Origin of the sequence: Paenibacillus wulumuqiensis (assembly GCF_000971965.1) — a bacterium.
GTDB lineage: Bacteria > Bacillota > Bacilli > Paenibacillales > Paenibacillaceae > Saccharibacillus > Saccharibacillus wulumuqiensis.
The window spans coordinates 36,159-57,843 of the sequence record NZ_LAQP01000019.1; the positions used below are offsets into that span (position 1 = coordinate 36,159).

At 51.3% G+C, this 21,685-nt stretch carries 18 protein-coding genes; 4 read left to right on the forward strand and 14 right to left on the reverse strand.

The features are described from left to right. Positions 1 to 483: 483 nt before the first annotated feature. The 3 genes from WH45_RS20755 to WH45_RS20765 all read right to left on the reverse strand — a co-directional run bounded on the left by WH45_RS20755 (position 484) and on the right by WH45_RS20765 (position 3,857). Positions 484 to 1,350, reverse strand: a complete 867-nt coding sequence (locus WH45_RS20755) for a carbohydrate ABC transporter permease (RefSeq protein WP_046216389.1) — start codon at positions 1,348 to 1,350, stop codon at positions 484 to 486. Between the two features lie 42 nt (positions 1,351 to 1,392). Further along, positions 1,393 to 2,292 carry a carbohydrate ABC transporter permease gene (locus WH45_RS20760; RefSeq protein ID WP_046216329.1) on the reverse strand — a complete coding sequence of 300 codons (900 nt, stop codon included), beginning with the start codon at positions 2,290 to 2,292 and terminating at the stop codon, positions 1,393 to 1,395. Positions 2,293 to 2,567: 275 nt separating this feature from the next. Next, positions 2,568 to 3,857 carry an ABC transporter substrate-binding protein gene (locus WH45_RS20765; protein ID WP_046216390.1) on the reverse strand — a complete coding sequence of 430 codons (1,290 nt, stop codon included), beginning with the start codon at positions 3,855 to 3,857 and terminating at the stop codon, positions 2,568 to 2,570. A 645-nt stretch (positions 3,858 to 4,502) separates the two neighbouring features. On the opposite strand from WH45_RS20765, the gene WH45_RS20770 reads away from it, so the two are divergent. Beyond that, positions 4,503 to 4,955 carry a copper amine oxidase N-terminal domain-containing protein gene (locus WH45_RS20770; RefSeq protein ID WP_046216330.1) on the forward strand — a complete coding sequence of 151 codons (453 nt, stop codon included), beginning with the start codon at positions 4,503 to 4,505 and terminating at the stop codon, positions 4,953 to 4,955. Between the two features lie 187 nt (positions 4,956 to 5,142). Then, positions 5,143 to 5,601 carry a copper amine oxidase N-terminal domain-containing protein gene (locus WH45_RS20775; protein ID WP_046216331.1) on the forward strand — a complete coding sequence of 153 codons (459 nt, stop codon included), beginning with the start codon at positions 5,143 to 5,145 and terminating at the stop codon, positions 5,599 to 5,601. Positions 5,602 to 5,735: 134 nt separating this feature from the next. On the opposite strand, the gene WH45_RS20780 is transcribed toward WH45_RS20775, so the two are convergent. The 9 genes from WH45_RS20780 to WH45_RS20820 form a co-directional block, all read right to left on the reverse strand. Then, on the reverse strand, positions 5,736 to 7,295 hold the full coding sequence (locus WH45_RS20780; RefSeq protein ID WP_046216332.1) for a response regulator transcription factor: 1,560 nt from the start codon (positions 7,293 to 7,295) through the stop codon (positions 5,736 to 5,738). Continuing rightward, a complete protein-coding gene (locus tag WH45_RS20785; protein WP_046216391.1) occupies positions 7,270 to 9,057 on the reverse strand; it encodes a sensor histidine kinase in 1,788 nt (595 codons plus the stop codon). The genes WH45_RS20780 and WH45_RS20785 overlap by 26 nt, the downstream gene beginning before the upstream one ends. Positions 9,058 to 9,629: 572 nt before the next feature. Next, a complete protein-coding gene (locus WH45_RS20790; RefSeq protein ID WP_052723891.1) occupies positions 9,630 to 11,003 on the reverse strand; it encodes a stalk domain-containing protein in 1,374 nt (457 codons plus the stop codon). 105 nt (positions 11,004 to 11,108) lie between these two features. Beyond that, complete coding sequence (locus WH45_RS20795; RefSeq protein ID WP_046216333.1) at positions 11,109 to 11,357, reverse strand: hypothetical protein; 249 nt, start codon at positions 11,355 to 11,357, stop codon at positions 11,109 to 11,111. A gap of 185 nt (positions 11,358 to 11,542) precedes the next feature. Then, positions 11,543 to 12,403 (reverse strand): inositol monophosphatase family protein, encoded by an 861-nt coding sequence (locus WH45_RS20800; RefSeq protein WP_046216334.1) that lies wholly within the window; start codon positions 12,401 to 12,403, stop codon positions 11,543 to 11,545. 153 nt (positions 12,404 to 12,556) lie between these two features. Then, on the reverse strand, positions 12,557 to 13,558 hold the full coding sequence (gene uvsE, locus WH45_RS20805) for a UV DNA damage repair endonuclease UvsE (RefSeq protein ID WP_046216335.1): 1,002 nt from the start codon (positions 13,556 to 13,558) through the stop codon (positions 12,557 to 12,559). Positions 13,559 to 13,649: 91 nt separating this feature from the next. After that, positions 13,650 to 13,967, reverse strand: coding sequence for a hypothetical protein (locus tag WH45_RS20810; RefSeq protein ID WP_046216336.1), 318 nt, complete (start codon positions 13,965 to 13,967; stop codon positions 13,650 to 13,652). A gap of 331 nt (positions 13,968 to 14,298) precedes the next feature. After that, entirely contained in the window at positions 14,299 to 15,390 is a 1,092-nt protein-coding gene (locus WH45_RS20815; protein ID WP_046216337.1) for a D-alanine--D-alanine ligase, read from the reverse strand. Between the two features lie 300 nt (positions 15,391 to 15,690). After that, the gene (locus tag WH45_RS20820) at positions 15,691 to 16,620 is read right to left on the reverse strand and encodes an AraC family transcriptional regulator (protein WP_046216338.1); all 930 of its coding nucleotides are present in this window, start codon (positions 16,618 to 16,620) and stop codon (positions 15,691 to 15,693) included. A gap of 189 nt (positions 16,621 to 16,809) precedes the next feature. On the opposite strand from WH45_RS20820, the gene WH45_RS20825 reads away from it, so the two are divergent. Both WH45_RS20825 and WH45_RS20830 read left to right on the forward strand, forming a co-directional pair. Then, positions 16,810 to 17,544 (forward strand): SDR family oxidoreductase, encoded by a 735-nt coding sequence (locus WH45_RS20825; RefSeq protein ID WP_046216339.1) that lies wholly within the window; start codon positions 16,810 to 16,812, stop codon positions 17,542 to 17,544. 181 nt (positions 17,545 to 17,725) lie between these two features. Beyond that, positions 17,726 to 18,697, forward strand: a complete 972-nt coding sequence (locus WH45_RS20830) for an aldo/keto reductase (protein ID WP_200897766.1) — start codon at positions 17,726 to 17,728, stop codon at positions 18,695 to 18,697. 270 nt (positions 18,698 to 18,967) lie between these two features. Here the strand turns inward: WH45_RS20830 and WH45_RS20835 are convergent, their stop codons facing one another. Then, a complete protein-coding gene (locus tag WH45_RS20835; protein WP_046216340.1) occupies positions 18,968 to 20,173 on the reverse strand; it encodes an ABC transporter permease in 1,206 nt (401 codons plus the stop codon). Between the two features lies 1 nt (position 20,174). After that, positions 20,175 to 21,575: an HlyD family secretion protein gene (locus WH45_RS20840; RefSeq protein ID WP_046216341.1), complete on the reverse strand. Its 1,401-nt coding sequence runs from the start codon at positions 21,573 to 21,575 to the stop codon at positions 20,175 to 20,177. Positions 21,576 to 21,685: the final 110 nt, after the last annotated feature.

A 21,685-nucleotide genomic window follows, 5' to 3' on the forward strand; every position in this document is an offset into this window, starting at 1 on the left:
CTTAAATGTCGGCTTGCAGGACGATTCCCTTCCCTTCGCTCCGTCGTTTATTGCAACCGGATGGCAGTGAACTGCCACTTACATCGATTCCGCCTGATTGTTCCTGCAATCCATTCTACTATCCATAAAGCTTAGGCAATACGCATTAATCAGCTCAGCACGTACTTGTAACATTTGCTTGCAGCATTTGCTTGTAACATGTGTTTGCAGCACACACTTCCAGTATTCTGCTCTGCATGAATGGTCATCAGCTCCCACTCATGAACTGAACACCTCATAGCGCAGGGAGGGGAATCATTCCAGAGACCGACATTTAAGATCGGATATCCACCGCTGCAAGCGGTCATTCAGGATATCCGATCTTAACCGGAGGTCGACGGAATGATCCCCTACCGGAGCGGATGATCTCCTTCATCCAACATTGACGTTGCTTATATCCTGCTGCCAAGCGGAACCACACCGCCAAAGCAGCTGAATAAAGCCTTACCCTTTGATCCCGCTGCTGCTAATCCCCTCAACAATATGCTTCTGGAACAGGAAGAACACCAGAATGACCGGTAACAGACTCACCATCGACATGGCGAACATGCCGCCCCAGTTGGAGGCCGATTCGCTGTCGAGGAACATTTTCAGACCCATGGAGACCGTGTACTTGTCCGGTGAGTTCAGATACAGGACGGGCCCGAGCAGGTCTTCCCATCTCCAGTAAAAGGAAAAGATTGCCGCTGTCGCCAGCGATGCCTTGATGAGCGGCATGATAATCTGGATGAACAATCGGAACTTGCCGCAGCCGTCGATCGTTGCTGCTTCGTCGAGCTCCTTGGGAATCGTACGGATAAACTGCACCATCAGGAAAATGAAGAATGGTGCGCCGAAGAACTGCGGAATGACGATCGGATTAATCGTATTCAGCCAGCCCAGCTTGGTGAAAATGATGTACTGAGGGACCAGTACCACATCATGCGGCAGCATCAGCGTGACCATCATGACGCCAAACCAGAAGTTGCGGCCGGCGAAATTCAACCGAGCAAATCCAAAGGCGATCAGTGCCGAAGAGATGACGACGCCCAGCGTCGAGAGTACGACGATGACGAGCGAGTTCCACATATAATGACCGAATGAGTAACCGCCAATGCCTTTCCAGCCGGATACATAGTTGGACCAGACCCAGTCTGCCGGCAGCAACGTAGTCGCCGTCGTGAAGATCGTACGACTTTCCTTGAATGAACTGAAAAACATCCAGATGATCGGATAGAGCATGAGCAGTGCCAGTGCACCGACGAGGATATGATAGACCGGCCATTTGACCTTGCGCCAGACTGCACCTTTTTGCAGCCGGGTGCCAGCCATACTGCCATATTCGCTAACGGGAACTTTGGGTTCAGCCATGACTCAGCGCCCTCCTTCCGATTCGTAGAACACCCACATCTTGGATGTTTTGAACAAAATAAGTGTCAGCACACCGATAAAGATCAGCATGACCCAGGCCATCGCGGAAGCGTAGCCCATATTGTTGAACATGAATGCCTGACGGAACAGATACAGGGAATACAGCATCGTACCGTCCATCGGTCCGCCTTCGCCTTTGGAGATGATATAGGCCGGAACGAATGTCATAAAGGCACTGATCGTCTGCATGATCAGGTTGAACAGGATAATCGGACTGAGCAGCGGTAGCGTAATACTGAAAAACTTGCGCACCGGATGGGCACCATCCACGCTCGCCGCTTCATACATTTCCGGGGAAATATTTTTGAGACCAGCGAGGAAGATCAGCATCGAGGAGCCAAACTGCCATACCGACAGCGTGATCAGCATGCTGAGTGCAGCGCCCGGATCACCGAACCACTGTACAGGAGCAGCGCCCAGCGCCATCAGCAGTCCATTGACAATCCCCTGCTCACTGAAAATATTGCGCCACATAATCGACACGGCCACGCTGCCGCCGATAATGGATGGCAGATAATAAATGGTACGATAGGTACCGATCATCTTGGAGCCGGTATTGAGGATCATAGCCACGAACAGCGCAAAAGTAAGACGCAGCGGTACGCCGATAAATACGTAGTAAAGCGTGACTTTGACCGAGTTCCAGTACTTGGGATCACCGGTGAACATCTTTTCAAAATTATCCAGCCCCACCCAGCGCGGCGGGCTGAACAGATTGTAGCTCGTAAAGGACAGATACAGCGAGATGAACATCGGGATCAGCGTGAACGCGAGAAACCCGATAATAAACGGACTGATAAAGGCATAACCGGTCAGGTTGGCCTTGAGGGAATGATTCCGCATGAATCTGTGCACCTCCTTCAGGGGATACTTGCATGACAATACTGAATCTCGGTTACAGTGATGAGCATAATGCCGGGAAAAGGAGAACCGCGCAGCCTGGCGCTATACTGATCCGCCTTGCCGCCGCTTCTCCCCGTCCCCGTTTACCATTACGCCCGGACTTATCTTATCCGTACCGTCTACTTGTGAATGGCAGACATTCCTGCATTTTATTCGCAGTTACTTTAATCGTTTCGGACTCCAGAGCATGTAACCCTGTACCCGCAAATGATCTGTTACGGCTGGTTATTGGACAGGATGGCGTTGGCATCCGCACGGAACTTCGGTGCGGCTTCTTCCGGCGTCGTCTGTCCAAAGTTGATCTGTTCCACATAGTCGGCCAGCGTTGCAATCACTTCTGCCGAACCAACCGGTGGCGGCGGGCTCATTGGAGACGCTTTTGGCTCCATTTCGCTGACGAAATCAAACACCTGCTTTTCCGCTTCGGTCAGATCCGGAGTGACGGATTCTTTGATTTTGCTGGAGATCGGTACACCACGCTCACCTTTGATCAGTTTGTTGGCTTCTTCGTTGTTCACCCAGAAGTCGATAAATTTGGCGGCTTCATCCTTGGACTGGGAGCTGCTGGCGATCGACCAGTACATACTTGGCTGCATGTAGATCCCTTTTTCCATATCCGGTCCGAGCATTGGCGCGAGTGCCATCGGACGATCGGCTACCTTTTGCAGGGCGACAAACTGATTGGACCACTGCCATGTACCGATACCAGTACCTTTGACGACGGTGGATTCTTCGAGAATGCCTTTATTCTGGCTCAGTGTCTCCTGGGAAGGAGCTGCCCCTTCTTTGATCATCTGGGACAGGGTTCCGAAAAATTCGCTGAACAGCGCATCATCTTCATAGCCAAGTGCCGTGCCTTCCGCGTTATAGAGAGTGTGACCTTTGGTTCTCAGGAAGTAGTTGAAGAAAATATCGGCGGTCATCGACTCGTCAAAGTAAATGCCTTTTTCTTTGGCCTGCATGGCCATTTTCTTGTAATCATCCCATGTCCAGTCGGCAGGGATTTCGTTAATGCCTGCTTTTTTGAGCAGTTCCGGGTTGTACTGGAAGCCCAGCACGTTGACCCCTGTCGGGATACCGTACTGTGTGCCGCCGATCAGGCCGGTGCTGACTACATTTTCGCTGACATCTTCCAGCTTGATTTTGCTGCCAATATACGGCTTGAGATCTTCCAGCTGGCCGTTTTTGGCGTACTGGCTAATGTAGGAGATGTCCATCTGCATAATGTCGGGCAGTTGGTTGGCAGCAGCTTGCGGCGCGAGCTTTTTCCAATAGTCGTCAAAGGAAGCATATTCGATATCGATATTCACGCCGGGATTCTGCTTCTTGTACAGATCGATGACTTTCTGTGTATATTCATGCCGTGCATCCGATCCCCACCAGGCGATCCGCAGCGTCTTGCCATCCTGGGCACCACCGCTGGCATTGCCTCCGCCGGAATTGCCACATGCTGTAATCAGGAGTAAAATCGCGACCATCGTCGCCAGTGCTACTGTTTTTCTCATCTTCATTTCAGTCTCCCCTTTCGTAGTTAGGCAGCTGTACAGTTGTGAACATCATGTCCAGAATCAAGTATAAACAGTGTTATGTAGCATTTTGTTAACGCTTTCATATTGGGTACGCTTTTATTCTCTCAAATGCCGGAAAGCAAATGAATACACAAATCCGATGTTTTGGTTTAAAAAACAGAGTGTTCTAAACAATCGAATGTATGATATTAAAATGTAGAACCTATTAACTTGGCTATTCCGGACTCAATTTTTTACGATTTAAAGAGAAAATATAATAATATAATTACGTTGTTATATGCATTTTATGTGTTTACTTTTTCATAATAAAAGAGTAAATTAATTCATGCAGTTACAATAAAGAGCAGGAGTTTCACTTGCCAATTTTTTAAAAAATAGCACCAATCATAACTTATGATAAGAGTACATATGATTTTGTTACTCGGATTTGAATATAATGCGGGTGCTACAGATGGTATAGGATTATGGACAGCTGATATTGAGACTCTCTTATTCCAATAATTGGGGATCTAGTCAAAACTGTTGGAATGGAAACCTATCATTGTCATAATCGATGTTCGTTAATAAATTTAGCTGCTTATTATAGCAGTCGATTAACAATAAAACAGTGGAGGTTGAAAAATGAAGTACCTAAAAGTTCTATGTACTCTTATGATGTCAGTAATACTGCTTCTCCCAATTTTCAATGTTGCCGATGCTTCTCGTGATTATCCTGGAATCTATGTGAATAATGAGAAAATGGATATTTATGCTGCGGTTTCGGCAGTAGGTGTTACCTATGTTCCATTCAGACCAATCTTCAGTAAATTCAATATGACTGTCAATTGGGATAACACTAAGAAATCAGTAACGGCTACGGATGGCAAGACAACGATCGTATTAACTAATAATTCCTACACAGCATATGTCAATGGTAAAGCCGTGCAATTAATCAACCCTCTAGTCTACAATCCAGACACCAAACTATTTTATGTGAATTTGCGTTTTGTTGCTGAATCCACAGGTGCAAAAGTGAACTGGTCTAAAAATGAAACAGATGCAAATATTTATATCACAAATCCTAATTTGAAATAATTAACAACGTGATCCAAATAAAACATTTCATTTCAATCTAAACAAGGTTGAAATGAGACGTTTTTATTATCGAAAATTACATTATACTATCAACGATATGTTGGTCAGTTTGAGACCAGTATAGGATGGAATACTTTTTAATTGCAATATTTAACGTGTAGTCATTAATAAAGCTGTGGAGGTTCAAATGAAATCATTTAAATTATTTTTTGTTCTCATCATATCAGCTATACTGCTTACCTCACCTCTAAATGTTGTCCATGCCTCGCGCGAAAAACCAGCGGTTTATGTAAACAATCAACAGCTCGATATCTTTGCTGGCATGGGTTCAAAAGGCGTAACTTATGTTCCTTTCAGACCCATTTTCGAAAAGCTTAATATGACAGTAAATTGGGATAGTGGTACAAAATCAGTAACTGCCAAAAATGATAAAACAACGATTACATTAACCAACAATTCTTATACAGCTTATGTAAATGGTGAAAAAGTGGATTTGTTGGCTCCACCATTTATTGATCCTAACAACAATAGTTTTAATGTAAACTTACGTTTTGTTGCTGAATCTTCGGGAGCAAAAGTCACTTGGGTGAAAAAAGGAAATGATGCTAGTATTTATATTACGAATCCTAATCTGAATAAAAATTAAATACCATTATAATTGCCATGTCATCTCCAGCAGCTACATTTGGAGATGACATGTTTTTATTTACTGATACAAAAGTATTCTATAAAGACAGACATTGCGAAATTTAAAATGATAATACTTCCTCTTCCCTCTATCTACTCCCCGCACTTCCTGTACTCCGTCGGCGTCATGCCGGTCACCTTTTTGAACACCTGGCTGAAATACTGCGAATTCCCACCAAAGCCGAACAGCTCGGCCAGTTCAAATACTTTCACATCCCCGCTGCGGCGGATATGCTCCGTAGCGCGCTCGATCCGGTAACGGTTAACGTACTGGGAGAAGTTGTCGCCGGTCACTTTTTTGAAAATTTTGCCGAGATAATCAGGGTTCATGTACAGCATCTGATGGGCGACGCCGTTCAGAGACAGCTCGGCATTCTCATAGTTCTCTTCAATAATCTGCAGCATTTTGTTCACGACCGAGGACTGGCGGTTGATATTGCTGCGGTAGTAGCCGGCGGTCAGCTCCGAAGCGGCCTGGCGGATAAAGTCGCGCAGGCCTGTGAGCGTCTCCAGCACAGACAGATCAGCGAGCCGGCTGGTGTACCGGGAGCGCTCCTCCGCCGGATAGAGGCGGATCATGACCGCATACAGCTGCAGTACATACGAGCGGGTCACTCCGATATCGAGCCGCAGCGCCGACAGTGTGGCGAACAGGCGGTCAATCTCCGTCTCGACCTCCTGCACCTGACCCGACTTCATCAGCAGGGTGAAGTTCTCCTCATCCAGCTCGAAGCCCGTACTTTCCCGGGAATCGGCCAGCGCCACATCCTGCCGGGTAATGACACTACCTTCACCCACATAGAAGCGGTGGTTCATATACTGCTGGGTATCCCGGTACATCCGGCGCAGATCGATCATCCGGTCCGGCTCGCTGAGTGCAATGGTCACTTCCAGTTTGTAAAAGCCACCGAACACTTCCTTGACCTGCTGCAGTCCGTCGATCAGTCCGCTCATCGCCTGGGGATCATCGATCAGCAGCAGCAGTTCATCCTGCATCTGGATCGTCGTTCCCATCAGCACGCCTTCCAATATATCCTCGGCGATATTTTTGAGGGCAAATAAGTGCTCGTATTCATGGGAGTCCTCCACACGCATCAGTACCATGCGCACCGGCCGATCCTTGAGCTGCATATGGAACAGCCGTTCATAATAGTCCAGATCCCGGCTGCCATACATTTTGTTGGAGATGAATTCCTTGAGGAACTGTTCCTTGACCTGCGGTAGCATCCGGTTGAACTGCTCACGCATGCTGCTGACGAACAGTTCGCGTTCCTGCTCGGCCGCACGCTCGGACAACAGCTCGCCGATTGCCTCCTGGATCTGCTGTTCATTGCATGGCTTGACCAGATAATGCTTGACCCCATACTGCATGGCCCGGCGGGCATAGTCAAAGTCCTTGTAGCCGGACAGCATAATGAACCGTACATCCGGGAAATGTTCATACGTCTTGGCGACCAGACCGATGCCGTCGAGACCCGGCATCGAGATATCGCTGATCACAATATCCGGGCGCTTCTCGGCGATCCGGTCATACGCTTCGATCCCGTTGCGGGCTGTACCGACCAGTTCGGTGCCGCTTCCGTGCCAGTCCACTACCTGGGAGATGCCCTCCAGAATCATCCGCTCATCATCCACCAACAGCACTTTGTACATCGTACATTTCCCCTTTCTCGTATGGAATGCGAATATGAAATGCAGTGCAGACGTCAGGCTCACTCTCGATACGCAGTCCGTACTCCGGGCCAAAGGTCAGCCGGATTCGTTCCATGATATTACTTAGTCCAATTCCTTTGCCCCGCGTACGCACCTGTCCCTGATACAGCCTGTCCAGAAATTCCGGAGTCATGCCGGGTCCGTCATCCTCTACGGTAATATGCACCGTATCCTGCTCCAGCCGCGCGGTGATGCGGATATGACATACCTCGATCTTGGGCTCCAGCGCGTAATGAATCGCATTCTCGACCAGCGGCTGCAGGGTCAGCTTGGGGATCTGCGTATCCAGCAGTTCCTCCGGTACATCAATAGTAAAGTCCAGCCGTTCCTCAAATCGCATCCGCTGGATCGTCACATAGCTGCGTACAATATCCAGTTCATCCCCGAGCCGGATCAGCTTGTCCGACATATTGACCGAGCTGCGCAGCAGAAATCCGAGCGCCTCCACCATGCGGGAGATCTCAGTCTGCTTGTTGACCTTGGCCATCCAGTTGATCGACTCCAGCGTGTTATACAGAAAGTGCGGATCAATCTGCGCCTGAAGTGCCTTGAGTTCAGTCTCGCGAATGACCAGCTGCTTGGCATAATTCTCGTCGATCAGTTCGCGAATTCGCCGCAGCATCCGGTTAAAGGTACGATGCAGCATACCCACTTCATTCTGCGCACTGGCGGTTACCGGGTCGGTCGTCAGCTCGCCCAGCTGATCCAGATTACCGGTCTCCACGGTACGCATCTTCTGCAGCAGCCGCTCCATCGGCCGGGTAATGCTGCGTGACAGCTTGGTACCGAAGATCAGCGCCAACAGGAAGATGCCGATAAATACAATCGTTACCATACGTTTGATCCAGACCATCCGCTGGAACATCTCGTCAAATGGAGTCATATGCAGATACGTCCAGCCGGTATAGGCCGACTGAATCCGTGCCGAGAAATAGCTCTCTTCCGGCAAAGTCACCACACCGTACGGCTGACTGCGCTGCAGTTCCTGACTGATCGCGTCTTTGTTCAGCGGCGGTACCAGTTCGGACGGATAGACAATCTCCTCGCCATCCGAGATAATCAGCTGGCTGCCGGAGCTGCTCTCCATCTGCTGCTGTACAATCCGGTCGATGCGGATACGGACAATAATCGTCCCCAGATCGTTCAGGGTAAAGGTAGACCCGCTGAACTCCTTGAACTGCCGCACAGCGAGCAGCGATCCCTGCTCCCCCACATACCAGGAATTGGAACCGGCTTTGTCCTTGGCCAGCCTCACCAGATCGGTGCGCAGCACGGCCGGGATGCCTTCACGGTTGCCTGCCGACATGACCTCTCCCTCACGGTCAATCGCCATCATCGAATAGACGAATTTCTCCGAACCGGCAAAGGCGATCAGCCGATTGGTGATCTTTTTGCGGATAACATTTTTCTCGTAGATCGAAGATTCCTGCTGCAATTGGGACAGATAGCGCTGCAGCTGCTCATCCGTCACCACCCGAAAGGACAGATTCTCGATATCCTTGAGCTGGTTCTCAATCTCCACCGAAGACATGTTGAGCAGCTCCGACGTCTTCTCGTACATCTGGCTGTCATAGGTGTTGTATACGGTATTCAGTACCAGCAGATAAGAAGCAAAACTGCCCAGCATCAGCACGGAAATAAGCAGCAGCATCTGACGGTGAATCCCCAGATTAATGTAAGCGCTTTTAAAGCGAGTGAGCATAATACCTTCCTCCATTACCGTAATGCAGTATGTGGTAAGTGTGACTTGCAGCAGCATGGAGCAGCCCGACTCCCCAGCGGGCGTGATGGCGGGAATATACATGCAGCCATCCATCTGTATCGTTTACAAATATATAAATTAAATGTAATTAACTGTATATTATTATAGCTTGGATATTGCGTAAAAAACAGCAGATTTCCGGCAAACAAGGCTAATGAACCAGAAAAAAACCGCTGAGCATATGGTTCAGCCCGAATTGTCGAAAAAGCGTGGAAGCTATAGATGTGAAAAGTTCTTACAAAGCAGAAAGTGAAAACCCAGCTCTTTGATGTCCTTATGTATAACATTTTTACTATGTATAGAAGATACTGTTCAAATAAAAAGAACAGGATGCTCCTGTCCTTTCTGCATATATATGAAGATACAATTAATGGCTTGATGATGCCTGGACCGCCATATCGTTAAGCTACGTTACAAAAGCTGCTTCATTCGGGCCTTGATTATCACGAATCATTTTCGCTTGTTCGCCTATAACCCTGCTGCCTTACGTCAATCCAATGCTACGGACACACTCAGCTGCGGATAAAGACGGCTTTCCAGCGATTGACGTAATTCACGTCATAGCCGAGATTGTCCGACAGTATGCTGAGCGGCACGTAGACTTTGCCCTGGCTGCCCGTACCATTTATAAAGGCAGCTGCGTCCGTACGCACCGCTCTGCCGCCCACCTGAATCGTCTTGCTGTTCAGCGGAATGGTAATGTTCTGTCCGCTGCTGCGAATGACAGCCGAACGGTTCGCTCCCGACCAGCTGACCTGGGCTCCCAGTGCTGCGGTTACATCGCGCAGAGCAACATAGGTGCGGCCATTTCTGACGATCGGCTGATCCGCGGTCTTCAGCTGGCGGCCATTCGTATAGATCACCGTACCGGCTGCATTGGTTCCGGCAGCAGGGGGAGTGATATAGCCACTGCTTCCCCAGATCGCCTGGCTAAAGGCAACGGCCATCGATTGGTAACCGGTCGCATTTGGATGGATATCCCCTTCGCCAATATGGGTCATCGCCAATTCCTTGCCCTGGAACGAAGCGGCCACATGGGCGACGCGCACATCTCTTCCCTGCTCTTTGTAATGATCTGCAGTCTCTTCCACTATCCGGCTAAAGCTGGCTGCCGCCTTGTTCAGATCGCGATACAATCCCGCTCCGGCAAGCAGAGGCACCGGCTGATACTGATCGGCGATAACAATGGTCGCATGCGGGTTAAGCGTGGTCAGTTGATCCATGATCGACGTCATATGGCTGCGATACCCCCGGGTAATCGGAGTCAGATCGATAGCGGACAGATCATCCGGCAGTGCAGTCAGCGATCCGAGCGCATTGAGAAAATCATTACCTCCGATCGTAATGGTGATCAGATCGGCGTCACGAATATCACGGGCGGTCTGCGCGCCATCCAGCGTACGGCTGCTGCCGGGCAGACCGGTCTGGATATTGGCGGTGCTGATCGATCGGCCGGCACTGATCGCATCCATGTAATTTTTCAGACCCGAGCTGGTCAGGCCGAGGATCGCATGGTTGACTGCGGTGCTACGTCCGCGGAACAACTGCTGCTCGGCCAGCCGGGTAGTGAACCCGTCATACTCCTCATAACGAAGCTGCGGTTCATAGCCGGCAGTGAGTGAGTCACCGAGAAAGACCATATGTTCATAAGACTGCTGCTTGTCCGCACCGGTGGCAGCTGCGCCATATACGGTAGAAGCAGAGCCTGCACTCCCTGACCCCAGCAGCATGAGTACCATCAAGTATTGAATAAAAATAAATATTCCCTCCTTCGCCGGACGACAATGATTGCCGGTAACGGCCTGTTTATGCTGCGCTGCCCTTGCGGCGCTATCCCTGCGTATACGGAATGCTATGAACAATTGGAACAGATTGCGCATCACCATTTCCCCTTTTCCTTGTCGGCTATCTCGGATCATGCATCCCCAAATATAAAAAGGCTGCTGCAGCCCGGAGGGACTACAACAGCCGTTTATTCCTTAGCGGCCAGATTATTTCTTGTCCTCGGAATCGGGACGTTTGGCCTTGTTCAGGTAATCATCATAACGTCCGTCCAGTTCCTTGGCCATCGCACGGTATTGACGGGTCTCTTCCACAATCGGATCGTTCTCCGTCTGGATGCGTACTTCGTATTTGGGCGGAATCAGTCGGCGTTCCCGGCTGTCCCGTTCTTCTTCTTCCATTTGTCCTTCGGTTAAGCGCTCGCTGAGTTTACGTTCCAGTTCATCGGATGATGACATATCGGTTCACTCCTTATCACGATCATCTGACAGGCAACACAGCACCTGGAGCAGTATTATTCAAGACTACAGGCGATTGGCTCATGATCGGCAGCCGATAAAGCCGCCTTTCGCAAGATGCCACCCTGCAGTATCTGAAGATAAACTCTACTCTTTATTTACCCTGCTGCAGCCATTTCATTCACTCAGACCGGCAGATCGGTCAGACCAGCCGTATGCAGTTCACGAATCAGCTCGTCATGGATATGACCGTTCGTCGCGGCAACATTGCGGACAGTCAATGTGTAATCTTCTCCGGAAATGTCACCGATTCGTCCGCCGGATTCCTGCACAAGCAGCGCTCCGGCAGCCAGATCCCATGCATTCAGGCCGACTTCCCAGTAGGCATTGAGACGTCCTGCCGCCACATAGGCGAGATGCAGCGCCGCCGAACCGCCGTTGCGGATGCTGCGGACTTTGGGTACCATCTCCACGAGTGCCCGGGTATTGCGCTCCAGACCGGCATTGGCTGGGAACCCGGTTGCCACCAGACTCTCGGCCAGCGTCTGCTCGCCGGCTACCTGCATCCGATTGCCATGCACATAGGCGCCCTTGCCTTTTTCGGCGACAAACAATTCGTCATGAGTCGGATCATACACAACACCAACGATCACTTCACCTTTGTGGGCGACTGCGATAGATACGCAATAGTATGGGAAACCATGCACAAAGTTGGTCGTACCATCAATCGGGTCCACGATCCATACATAGTCGGCGTCCAGCACATTCTCGGTCGCCTGAATGGAAGCTTCCGCGCCGATGCCGGCACTTTCTTCTCCCAGAAATTCATCATCCGGGCAGTAGGTGAGCACCAGCTTGCGAATCATCTGCTCGGCACCCTTGTCCACTTCTGTCACCAGATCCTGGGACGATGTCTTGGTATCCAGATGCTTGTAGCTGCCCAGCTTGGTCTTGATCCATTCGCCGGTTTTGGATGCCGCGTTGATGGCTACCGCCACCCGACTTTTACTGCTTACGACATAGGGTTGCTTTTGGTTATCTTCCATGTTCAATCCCCCTGCATATAATGAAATATCTGCGGCTCACAGCCATGCGATACAGCTGTTCGCCAGCAGTCTAAAGGCTATCCGGCAGAGTACGGTGCATACAGTCGTGCGGTTCGTTACCGCATCCGGCTGCCGCCCTGCTTTGCTCTGCCTTTACGGTAACACTTCGATACTCGCTTTGTCGATGATGCGGACACCGTCGCCCTGGTACGCATGCAGATCCTTCATCAGCTGGAACAGTGCCGCATCCTTGTGCTTGGCTTCCAGCATGACATCGAGATGGCTTGAAGTACGTGCCGCTTCCCGCAGAAAGTCCAGCAGCGGTCCGGCTTCGACCCCATCCGCATGACTGCGGCGATCGGTCTCACTCTTGGGACTGGACGCATGAATCTTGGGTGGCAGATGGACGCCCTCCGGCACATCGGTCATGGCCAGCGGGGAATCCCAGGTACGAGCGACTTCCGGCCACCAGTACGATGCCGGTTCACCGGCACAGTTGACCATGTGATGATGGATATCGAGCACCATCGGCAGTCCGGTCCGCTGGGCGACGGCAAGTGTCTCCCCGCTAGTAAATGTTTTGTCGTCATTTTCCAGCGTGATCCGGCACTGGATATCCGGGTCCAGCTGATGGAAATGTTCGATAAATCGCTCTGACGCCGTAGGCTTGTCCCCATAAGCGCCGCCGATATGAATATTGTTCTTGGCACGGGCATCCAGGCCCATCGCTTCAAGCATTTTCACATGGTAGCGCAGATCGCGTATGGAGGATTCCAGTACTTCCGGACGCGGTGTACTCAGTACGGTAAAATGATCCGGGTGAAAAGACACCCGCAGATTGTGCCTGCGCACATACTCGCCCACCTCGGCAAACGAGTCGGCCAGCGCCGGGTACGGGTCCCAGTCGCTCAGATCGGTATGAGTCGCCAGCGGGATAATTTTGGAGGTCATGCGATAGACCTGAATATCTTCGGCTACATTATGGCGCAGCAGACGAAGGGTGTTATGCAGATTGGTGCGGGCGATCTGTTCAAGCGATCGCAGCCCGGCTTCACGGTCAGGCAGTTTTTTGAACCTGGCCATGGTCATGGTTTTGGAAGGCGATGAGTCTTTGACTTCAAGCGACATCGCCACATATCCGAATCGTACGATCATAGGGCTGAGTGCCTCCTCTGGTTCCGTCTGGTTGTGGACACCGGAGCCAGGGACAGCGCTCCATCACCATGCCATGCTGCATACAGAAGGATTACTTCTGCTCCCCGAAAAACATCTCATATGCGAGGTCGGTCTGCACCCTGGATTCTTCCGGTGTCAATTTGCGGATTAATTGCATCTCCACTTCTGTTACCTCATTACCCTGAAAGTTAATCTCCGCAATACATCCGGTAATTTTCACAATCGCAACTGCGGTGTTATCCGGCGTGTAGGCGATTACTTTCTGGCCGGTCGGGAATACACGGAAGCCCTGTTTGACCATTTTGCCTCTGCCGTATTCGAGCAGATCCAGCAGTTCCTGCGTGTTTTTGAATTTGCACACGGAATTGAATTCGGTCTGGAATCCCACTGTCTCGCCTCCCTGGACATCATTATTTGGCTGTAAAGTAATATATGCTGTGTCGGAGCATACGTTATGTGTTGAATTGGATCATCTGCACATTGTGCATTAAAATATGCTCTTTAGTGTTGTGCATCATGCGATCGTCTTGCTGGTGCACCATCCGCTGCGGAAAGGGATGAAGCCTCGTCCTCCGGTTAAGAATAGATATTGGAAATGCCCGCTTGCAGCGGAAAATATCCATTTTTCAAGGTCGTCCTTTGGCTTCATTCCCTTTCCTTCGCTCTATGATGGTTGCTTCATGGGGCAGCAGATCAGATGCAATACAAATAGATCGGGCTTAATCGCGGCCGAATTGCAGTTGGCGGCGTTTGTTGTAGCGGTCTATGCCCAGCTGGATGAGTTCGTCCAGCAGTTCCGAATAGGATTTGCCGGTCTCACGCCAGAGCAGCGGGTACATGCTGAAGGCAGTGAAGCCTGGCATTGTGTTGACTTCGTTGATCATGACGGAACCATCCACACGGCTGACAAAGAAGTCTGCGCGGCAGAGGCCGCTGCCGTCGATCGCTTTGAAAGCGCGCAGTGCCAGTTCACGCAGGTTCTCGGCCAGTTCGCTGTCGATCTCGGCCGGGATGACCATGCGGGAGGTGCCATCGATGTATTTGGCATCGTAATCGTAGTAATCGCTGGTGGACACGATCTCGCCCGGTACGGATGCGAGCGGCAGCTCATTGCCGAGGACGCCGACTTCGACTTCACGTGCGTCGATATTTTCTTCGACGATTACTTTCAGATCGTAGCGGAATGCGTATTCGATCGCGCGTTCCAGCTCACTGCGGTCCTTGGCTTTGGTAATACCGACGCTGGAACCGAGATTGGCCGGTTTGACAAAGCATGGATAGCCCAGATTGTGCTCAATGACACCGAGGATCTCATGCTTGTTCGCTTCGTACTCAGCAGTGATGAAGCTCTCGTATTTGCACTGCGGCAGTCCTGCCTGGGCAAACAGCTTCTTCATGATCACCTTGTCCATACCGGCAGAGGAAGCCAGTACACCGGCGCCCACGTATGGCATGTCCATCATTTCAAACAGTCCCTGGATTGTGCCATCCTCGCCATATGTACCATGCAGCAGCGGGAACAGTACATCAATCGTGCTCTCCTGTCCGCTCAGCTTCTGCCAGAGGATGCTCATCGCCTGGGAAGTGGCTTCCGGTCCGCCGCTGATCTGCAGTTCTTCCGGACGGGAAGGTGCTGCTGTATACGTCTGGCCCATGTTCCAGCGGCCTTCCTTGTCAATGTATACGGGTACTACGTCGTATTTGTTATAGTCAATTGCGTTCAGTACGGAAAATCCGGTCTGTAGTGATACTTCATGTTCTCCGGATTTGCCTCCGTAGATCAGGCCTACGGTCAATTTTGCTGCTGTCATTTCGGAACCCCCGTTAGTCATTAGGCATGTTAAAATTCATCGTCTATCGTTACCATTATCATCGTCTGCAGTACCGAATGATTCATTATGAAAAGATAAAGCAGACAGGCCGCAATTCGGCCTCTATTCAGTATAAATGTTCATAGGGAAGGCTGCAAAAAAACTTTGGCGGTTACACCTGCTCCTAGGCCCTATCCACATCCGGATTGTCGTATTCCATCCATTTCGTTCTCCCCCAGCCCGCTGCACGCCGCAGATCTCCTCTTCTCAACATGTCCATAATATTCAGCTAACAATACATTAAGTATATTCATTCGCCGCGTCTACATTCTCACGCAGATGCCGCATATCGCTGATCGGCGGACGTCCGAACATCCGGGCATATTCCCGGCTGAACTGGGAAGGACTCTCGTACCCTACCCGGAATCCGGCATCTGCCGCTTCCATATGCTCGGTTAGCAGCAGACGGCGAGCAGACTGCAGACGGATCGCCTTTTGATACTGCAGCGGACTCATTGCTGTTACTTTTTTGAAATGCTTGTGCAGCGCTGACGGGCTCAGATGGACTTCCCGGGCGAGCTGCTCGATCTGCAGGGGCCGGGCATAATCCTGATGAATACGCTGGATTGTCCGGAGAACAGAATGGGCATGACTGCCGGGAAAGGAAAACTGGGCAATACACGCTCCCTGTTCATCCTTCAACACCCGGTATATGATTTCACGGATCATCAGCGGAGCCAGCACCGGCATATCTTCCGGGGTGTCGAGCAGCCGAACCAGCCGCAGCGCAGACTCCAGCAGCGGTGGCGCCGACCGGCTGACCAGAATGCCGCGTCCGGTCTGTCCATCCCACTGCAGATTACTTTCACGAATAATATCCAGAACCCGCTCCGGATTCAGCGTTAATTGCAGACTCAGATAAGGAGTATTCGGCGACGCTTCGGTAATCTTGCCGCTCACCGGCAGATGCACCGGAGTGACCAGATAGGAAGAAGCATCATAATGGTAGCTTTCATCAGCCAGCGATGCCATTTTGGCTCCCTGCGCAATGATGCACAGCGAAGGCGTCAGCACGCTGTGCGTCGGCTCGATCCGTCGGGAAGAGCGTCTGAGACGCAGTTCGGGAATGGCTGTAATGTGTGTGCCATCTGTACCGGTATGCCGCTGAATCAGGGCAGCCAGTTCTTGAAGATGTACCGAAATATCCGGGGATGCACTCAATGGATTCATTGTTATTTTCCTTTCGGGTCAGCAGACGGCCGACGGTGAGTATGGTGCTTATTGTAGTGAATCCAGACAGGAATAGGCAAGCGAGGAACAGCAATATTCTACCTGTCTGCATTGGCTTTTCCTTATCCTTGAGTTAAGCCCGGTGTATCCAATAACCGGTCAATACAACAGGAGAAAGAAGGAATATCCATGAGTCTAAACAATAAAGTCACGATCATTACAGGAGCCAGCAGCGGCATTGGAGAAGCAGCAGCCATCCTGCTTGCTGAACGTGGCGTCAAGCTGGTGCTCGGCGCAAGACGGCCGGACCGGCTGCAAGCACTGGCAGAGCGTATTATCCGCACGGGCGGCGAGGCGGTATATGCTGCTACGGATGTACGAAGCCAGGCCGATATGGCTAATCTGGTCAAGCTGGCCTGCGAGCAGTATGGTCGGCTGGATGCTTTTATTAATAATGCCGGTGTGATGCCCATCTCTCCGCTCGATGATCTGCGAGTGGAAGATTGGGACGCCATGGTGGACGTTAATATCAAAGGCGTGCTGTACGGCATCGCTGCCGCCCTGCCTGTATTCCGTCATCAGCAATGCGGCCATGTCATCAATATCGCTTCGACAGCGGGACACAAGACCGTCCCCAACCAGGCCGTCTATTCCGGTACCAAGTTTGCGGTACGGGCCATTTCCGAAGGGCTGCGCCAGGAAGCCGGCGACAAGCTGCGGGTCACGATCATTTCACCGGGCATCACCCGTACCCAATTTGCCGAAGGCGTGACCGACCCGGACATCCGCTCCCGCCTGGAAGAAGCCCACGATGCACTCGCTATGCCCGCGGAAGCGGTCGCCCGCGCAATCGCCTTTGCCATGGAGCAGCCGGACGATGTGGATGTGAACGAGATTATTATCCGTCCGACAGCGCAGCTGTAATCTCACGATATCGGTCTATCCATGTATCGATCAGTTCCTGTATGTAAGAGCGCATGATTTGTTGATTTTCCTGTAGTGTGGACCATTTTTCCCATCTATTGCCGACAATAATGGGCGTATGGTGGTTAAAAGGAATAGAATGGTAGCGATTACCATTCCAATTATCAGGGAGGTGGAACAGATGATGAACTACAGAACACTCGGTAAAACAGGCTTGAATGTATCGGAGATTGGCTATGGCGCATGGGGAATCGGCAAAACGGCCTGGCTCGGTGCCGATGATAATGAATCCCTTCAGGCGCTGAACCGCGCTATTGAACTGGGGCTTAATTTTATCGATACGGCACTTGTATATGGTGATGGACACAGCGAAAAGCTGGTCGGTCAGGTTGTCAGAGAGCATTCCGAACACATCTATGTCGCCTCCAAGATTCCACCGAAAAATGGAAATTGGCCCGCTCCCGGAGGTATCCCTTCATCGGACGCTTTTACTGCAGAACATGTTATCTCCAGCACCGAGAAGAGCCTGAGCCATCTCAAGCTCGATGTCATCGATGTACAGCAGTTTCATGTCTGGTCGGATGAATGGGTAGGTCAGGGTGACTGGCTGGAAGGTGTGCAAACACTGAAAGATCAGGGCAAAATCCGCCATTTCGGCATCTCGATCAATGATCATCAGCCTGCCAATGCGATCCGGCTGATTGAGAGCGGTGTAGTAGATACGGTGCAGGTGATCTATAACATTTTCGATCAAAGTCCCGAGGATGAGCTGCTGCCCGCCTGCCAGAAGCACAATGTCGGCGTCATTGTCCGTGTCGCTCTGGATGAAGGTGCTTTGACCGGTACGATTACTCCAGATTCGGAATTCTCGGAGGGCGACTTCCGCAATCGCTATTTCCGTGATGATCGCAAGCAGCAGGTATATGATCGGATACAACGTATCACCGAGGAACTGAACATCTCTACCGACCAGATGGCTGAAACCGCACTGCGCTATGTACTCAGTCATCCGGCTGTCTCCACCGTTATTCCGGGTATGCGCTCTGTACGCAATGTCGAGCGCAATATGGCGATCGGTGATGGTAAAGGTCTGCCGCAGGAACAGGTAGAGTTGCTGAAGAAGCACCGCTGGGTACGCAATTTTTACGAGTAACGGTTGAAGGATGTACGAGTATGTGTGGCGTGACAGCAAAGTCATTTGAGTGTGGCGGACACCTTATTTTAGAGTGATTTTTCTGAATAGGCAGTTATAGCATTTATTTGTACAATCCATTAACATGATGCGGCATCACATCCTACTTAAAAAGCCATGCCCGTTATATGCGGACATGGCTTGTTTGCTTATGCATCTGTTTATTTCATCTATGCACATATTTGCCCATTATATCGCTGCAAATGATACATTACTCACTCTTCCATCCAATCATCCTTTGACCGGCAGCTCTGCGCCAGCCTCGGACGGCGTTTCCTCTGCCGCATGCTGGCGGAAGACGAATGGATAGAGCAGGAAGGACAGCAGCAACCCCACCATTCCGATCACGCCCAGCGCCATCACATCGTGCCAGACATGGGTCCAGCCGAGTCCCTTAAGTGTGATGTTACGGACCGCTTCCAGGAAATAGGTCAGCGGCAGACATTCACCGATCATGCGCAGCGGCGCAGGCATCGCCTCCAGCGGCCATGTATACCCGGACAGCATAAATGAAGGTACCGCGATCAGCATCAGTGTCTGCGTCGCATCCAGCCTGCTCTTGCTGAACAAACTGAATACAAACCCTAGCCCGCATAATGCAAAATTAAATGCGATCGACACCACGATCAGCGGCAGCACCGCGCCATGAAACGGAATATGAAAAGCAATGCAGGAGATCCCGAAGGTCGTCACCACATTGAACATACCGGCCAGAAAATACGGCAGCAGCTTGGCTATTGCCAGCCGCCACGGCGTTAACCGCCAGGCAGCAAAGCGCGCCCAAGTTCCCTGTTCCTTGTCCCGTGTGCAGGACAGAGCAATTCCGAGCAGCAGACACTGCTGCAGAGCCGCAGCGATCACACCCAGCGGCATAAACAGCTTGTAATTATAGACCGGGTTAAACAGCACTCTGGAGCGAAATGGAATGGTACTCAGCACAGAGGACGCCTGGTCGCTGTTCATTCCTTTTTGCTCCAGTGTCTGCAGGGAAGCACCTGCACTGACGCTGCTGATCACCTGATTGGCGATCCGGCTGGCACTGTTGGAGTACATCATATTACTGCCATCGATTAGTGTCAGCACCGGCACATTCTCCCCGTGTTTTAACCGGGCTGCAAAGTTATCGGGAATCACTATCCCTACTTTGGCTTCCCCGCTCTGCACCTCCAGAGTGACTTCTTCTTCATTCCATACCTGACCCTTTACCGCAAAGGTATCGGTCGCATCAAAGGCCTGGATAATCTGGCGGCTCAGCTGCGAATTATCTCCGTCGTACACGACGACAGCCATTTCGGTAATCCGTTCATGCGAATACAGGAACCCGAACAACACGGAATACAGAATGGGCGTAAGCAATAAAATGACCAGTAGCTTGCGGTCGCGTACCATCTGTCTCCATTCTTCGAGAAATACATGCCATACACTCAGCCGGCTCATTTTACTGCTCTCCCTGAACCGGATAAATGACCGTCGCCCCGGTCGGCACCTTCGCAGACAATCCGGTCAACAGCACTTTCACGCCAAAAGCGCGTATGTCGGTATCTCCCGAACTCTGGCTTGGTTTTTGAATGGCAAAGTCTGCGGCGGCATCGATCACTTTGACTTTGCCTTTCACTTCACTGCCATCCGATAATAGCTTCACGGTGACCGGGTCGCCTACTTTGAGACCATGCAGCTGGGTTTCATTAATATAAAATTTGGCCCACCGCTGATTGGACGTTTCCAGTGAATAGATGGTGTAACCCGCACTGGCCATTTCACCTGCATGCAGGGAACGCGACTTGACCACGCCGTCCACCGGTGCACGAAGTTCGGTATAGCCGACATAGGTCTTGGCTTCCTGCAGCGCTGCCTTCGCCTGGGCGACCTGTGAACGGGCGGCTTCCACCATCGACTGGGCCTGCTCATAGGCAGCCTGGGCCTGAGCGACGGTGCCGTCTGCCTGGGATACGGCTCCCTGTGCCTGATGCACGGAAGCTTCGGCGGCTTTGACATCCTGGGCCTGAATATCCACCTGACCCGCGCCTGCCTGCGCTTCCTTGACAGCGGCGAGTGCCTGCTCGTACTGGGCTTTGGCGGCGTCAATCTCTTCCTGACGGCTTCCATTTTGCGCCAGTTTGAGCTTTTGCACAGCGGCTTCATACTGGGCGGCCGCCTGCTGCTGCTTCATTTTGGCATCATCCAGTGAGGCATCTGCAGCCAGTCCGGCATCGAATAACTTTTGCGCCCGTTCCAGTGATTTATTCGCAGTGTTGAGTGTCTTTTTGGCGGAATCGACACTGACCTTTGCCTGGGTGATCTCTTCCGGTCTGGCTCCGCTTTTGACCGCTTCCCATTTAGCTTTGGCGGCGTTAGCAGCAGCCTGGGCCTGGGCAATTTTGCTGGCAGCGGATTGTGAGGTTACTTTGACAGCGACGTTGCCCTGCTGCTTCTTGGCCTCGGCCACACCAACCGCTGCTTGGGCCTGCGTAACGCCTGCCTGCGCCTGGACGATGCCTGCTTTGGCCTGGGATACGCCTGCCTGCGCCTGGGTTACATTCGCCTGGGCAGCCTGCAAAGCAGCCTGGGCCTGGGCGGTCTTGTCATTAAGCTCCTGACTTTCGAGCCGGGCAATGACCTGTCCTTTCTTCACCATATCCCCTTCGTCCACCAGCACATCCTTGATTCGGCCGGCGACTTTGAAACTGACGCTGATTGTATCGGACTCCACATAGGCAGTAGGCTGTGAAGAGGCCTGACCGCTGCCGATGCCTTTTTTACCGAAAGCGACAAGCCCGTAAATGCCCGCCACGATTAACACGATTACCACACCGTATACGATATATTTTCTGGATTTCATTGGTTCTCCCTCATCCTCCCGAAAATTTTAGAGATTCCACTCTACTTTTCCCTCAATATATCATATACTCCAAGTACAATATATTCTCCAAAAGTAGACGTAAGTGAACT